Source organism: Phormidium pseudopriestleyi FRX01 (assembly GCF_017313335.1).
In the GTDB taxonomy this organism is placed as follows: Bacteria; Cyanobacteriota; Cyanobacteriia; order Cyanobacteriales; family Laspinemataceae; genus Laspinema; species Laspinema pseudopriestleyi.
Window position 1 is genome coordinate 1 of sequence record NZ_JAFLQW010000326.1, and the last position, 4,247, is coordinate 4,247.

Here is a 4,247-nt window from a genome sequence, read left to right on the forward strand (position 1 = left end):
CAACATCTCTCGGAGTATCTCCCTTCCTGTTTTTGCTATTCTTTGCGATCGCAAAAAACCTTTACCTTAGTCGAAGCGCGTCAGCGCATTTTCCAATATTTCAAACTCCGCAGTTTGGAAGGGGTGGGATGTGAAAATCTTCCCTTGGCAGTGCGTGCGGCAGGGGGTTTATTGGAATATTTGGAAGCGACTCAAAAGGAAAATCGCATTCCCCTGCAATTGGTTCGCAGTTATACGTTAGCCGATTATTTAATTGTTGATGCTCAAACTCGCCGCAATTTAGAAATTACTCAAACCGTGCGGGATGGGACATTTTATGGGTCGTTGTTATGGGCGATCGACCGCACAAAAACCGCAATGGGTGGCAGAGCACTACGGCGTTGGATTTTGCAACCCTTGATTCAGATCAAAGGGATTCTATCGCGACAGGATACGGTGGAGGAATTGGTTCAAAAAACGGACCTGCGCGAAGAAGTTCAGAAGTTGTTATCAGAAATCTATGACATCGAACGTCTCACAGTTCGGGCGGGTTCGGGCAAGGCAAATGCTCGGGATTTAATGGCGTTAGCCGATTCTTTGACAAAATTGCCGGAACTCTCCGCCTTGGCACAAACGGGGGATTCGCCCTATTTGAAAGCGTTACATTTAGTGCCTTCGGAACTAGAGGCGTTGGCGGTTCGGTTGAAACGGGCTATTGTGGAATCGCCGCCTCTTCAGTTAAGTGAGGGGGGATTGATTCGGGCGAATGTTTATGAGGCACTGGATGAGATGCGATCGCTCGTTGAAGGCGATCAGCAATGGTTGGCGAATTTGGAAGTGCGAGAACGAGAACGCACGGGAATTTCTACCTTAAAAGTGGGATATAATAAGACCTTTGGATATTATATCAGCATTTCTCGTTCAAAAAGTGAACAAGCACCTGCGGATTATGTGCGTCGGCAAACTTTGACCAATGAAGAACGGTATATTACGCCAGAGTTGAAAGAACGGGAATCGAGGATTTTGACGGCCCAGGAGGATTTGAATAAATTAGAATATGAGCTTTTCGTCCAGTTGCGATCGCAGGTGGGAGAATATGCGGCAATGATTCGCAATGTTGCCAAAGCAGTCGCGGCGATCGATGTCTTATGTGGATTCGCTGAAATTGCGATCGACCGAGGCTATTGTCGTCCGGAAATGGTAGAAAATCGCGAACTGAGAATTACCAATGGTCGTCATCCCGTCGTCGAACATTCCATTCCAGCGGGGTTATTTGTGCCCAATTCCACGCGATTGGGGAATGCTGAAAATGCGGGTCAATCTGAAGGTGATCATCGCCTTGCACCGGATTTAATTATTTTAACCGGACCCAATGCCAGTGGCAAGAGTTGTTATTTACGGCAAGTGGGATTAATTCAGTTATTGGCGCAAACGGGCAGTTTTATTCCGGCAACTTCGGCGACTTTAGGAATTTGCGATCGCATCTTCACCCGAGTTGGGGCCGTGGATGACTTGGCAACAGGTCAATCTACCTTTATGGTAGAAATGAATGAAACCGCCAATATTCTCAATCATGCCTCACCAAAATCCTTGGTTTTACTCGATGAAATTGGTCGAGGAACCGCCACCTTTGATGGATTATCCATTGCTTGGTCTGTTGCCGAATATTTAGCCACAAAAATTCGCTCTCGCACCATTTTCGCCACCCATTACCATGAAATGAACGAACTGGCATCCATCCTTTCCAATGTCGCCAACTATCAAGTAACCGTTCGGGAATTAGCTGATGAAATCGTATTTTTACATCAAGTCCAACCCGGAGGTGCGGACCGTTCCTACGGCATCGAGGCGGGACGATTAGCGGGATTACCTCCAGTGGTAATTCAACGGGCCAAAGAGGTCATGAAGCAGATTGAAAAGCACAGTAAAATTGCCGTTGGACTCCGCAAAGGTGCTAAGAAAGAGGGAGCAAATTCCTCAGAACCGACCGAACAATTAGATATGTTTGATTTTTAAGTTGGGTTCGGATGTTAGGAGAATCACCCCACCCTAACCCGGACCTTGCTAAGGGGAGGGGACCGGAGGGGTCGCCCATTTATGCTAGAATTATACTGTTAGGAGAATCACCCCACCCTAACCCGGACCTTGCTAAGGGGAGGGGACCGGAGGGGTCGCCCATTTATGCTAGAATTATACTCGTTTTCAACAAAGAAAGCTCTCCATTTTCTTGCCAATTTCCCCCGAACAAATCAAAGCATACCTCCATCCCTCCCGAGTCCTCTTCCGTCACTCGGAGGATGCCAAAATTATTATAACGACAGACTGCTAAATTCTCAAAATGATAGGGTTGATTTTTCGGGCGATCGCCTAAAATCCCTTCCGGTTTAACTAACATTTCCAAAACCCGCCGTTCCATTTCCTTCAAATGGGCATAAGCAATCCCACTGGATGTCGCCTGAAATACCTTGGCCTCGGGAAAATCCGGATGAGACAGTTTAAATGCCGCCCCAATATGAACATCTCCACTAATAAAAACAACCCGTCTGCGCATTTCTTGGGAAAACTGAAACACCAACTTTAACAATTTATTTCGCTCATCCCAGTTGCTTTCATGTTCCCAATGGTCCCGTTGATCATCTTGATAACCAAACAAAGTTAAGTCAATTTTGTTAATCACAAAACTACTTAAATGAACCACCGGGACGGGAGACACAACAAATAAAACCTGGGCATCGGATTGATACTGATTGGCAATCCAGGTTTCAAATCGACTCCACTGTTCTAACCCTAACGTTCGATTGTGTTTGCGATTGTAATTGCGATGTCCGCGCATATCTAACACATAAAACGCACAGCGTCCGCAATCCAATCCATAATCAAACTGATTATTCACAAAATCCGTCTCAGGATTATGAGAATGTTCGTATTCCCAATAGACTTGTCGCGCCGCTTCAAACATTTCCTCAGCAAACTTCAATTGTTGCGACTTATTTCGCAGTTGCCAGGAGTTATCTAGCAATCCCGCCAGTTCATCTGGAGTATAAGAACCCCATCCATCTACAATTTCATGATCATCCCAAATCATATAAGTAGGAAAGCGCCGATAAATGCGCAGCACTTCGGGAATTCCCCAATATCCCCGATAAATATCCCGATACCAGGTAATCATATCCTCGCGAGTCGGATTCTGGGATTTAACTTTCCGCAACCATTCCCAGATACTCAACTCGGAGTTACCATCCACATAGACTTGATCTCCGGTTGCTAAAACAAATCGCGCATTCACGTTGGAGAGTTCCTGGTTAAATTGGTTCCACATTTCCATATTGGCAAGACAGCGCCCTTCGTAAGGCATATGACAGCTATAGATGCCAAAATTAACCGTTTTCGGATGTTCCGGAAAGGTCTGAAACCACAGGATTTCCTCATGTCCCAGTTCCCAGGGAGAGTCCCGATTGGGGTCAAATAACGCATAGTAATAGCGGCAGTCTGGCGTGAGATTCATAAGTTCCATCACGCCGGTGAGGTCAGTTTCCGGTGTAAGTGATACCGGCAGAACCATCTCGGGAACAAATTCTTCCGTATGAGTCGGAGTGGTCAAACGTAACTGGTATTCGCGGCGATCGCCTAAAATCAACAAGGGAATCCCCTGAGTCGGAATGGGACGAGAAGACACCACTAACCAGTATTCCCCCGGTTCACCGACTCGGAACCACAGGCGCACACTCGTAGGGGTTGTATGACCGAGAATACTGGTTTGCTTTAAGGGTGAATTCGGCCAAGGACGCTGTTCGGAATCATAAAACTTCAGAGGGCGATTCATGACGGTTTCTCATCTCCATTGCACGGATAGGGAAGGATAATTCTATTATCCTGGCAATGGAGACACTGGATTCACTCCTCGGAAGTTCCGATCGCCTTTACGGTGATTTTCCAATCAGACTGAGGATCTGGGGTGCATCTGAGTTAGGCAACCACCACCCCGCCCTACGGGCACCCCTCCAAAGGAACCACCCCGCCCTACGGGCACCCCTCCAAAGGAACCACCCCGCCCTACGGGCATCCCTCCAAAGGAACCACCCCGCCCTACGGGCACCCCTCCAGAGGAACCACCCCGCCCTACGGGCACCCCTCCAAAGGAACCACCCCGCCCTACGGGCACCCCTCCAAAGGAACCACCCCGCCCTAGGGGCACCCCTCCAGAGTCACCACCCCGCCCTAGGGGCACCCCTCCAGAGTCACCACCCCGCCCTAGGGGCACCCCTCCA

At 48.2% G+C, this 4,247-nt stretch carries 2 protein-coding genes; one reads left to right on the forward strand and one right to left on the reverse strand.

Features of this window, described 5'->3' with window-relative positions:
* Window positions 1-1,995: DNA mismatch repair protein MutS (gene mutS, locus J0895_RS12150; protein WP_207088355.1), on the forward strand; the 1,995-nt coding region annotated here is incomplete at its 5' end.
* Between the two features lie 163 nt (window positions 1,996-2,158).
* Here the strand turns inward: mutS and J0895_RS12155 are convergent.
* The gene (locus J0895_RS12155; RefSeq protein WP_207088356.1) at window positions 2,159-3,802 is read right to left on the reverse strand and encodes an alkaline phosphatase D family protein; all 1,644 of its coding nucleotides are present in this window, start codon (window positions 3,800-3,802) and stop codon (window positions 2,159-2,161) included.
* Window positions 3,803-4,247 lie beyond the last annotated feature (445 nt).

What these genes read in the sequence shown, in the direction of transcription:
- J0895_RS12155 (WP_207088356.1), bottom strand. Translation starts at nt 3,802, where the DNA reads ATGAATCGCCCTCTGAAGTTTTATGATTCCGAACAGCGTCCTTGGCCG.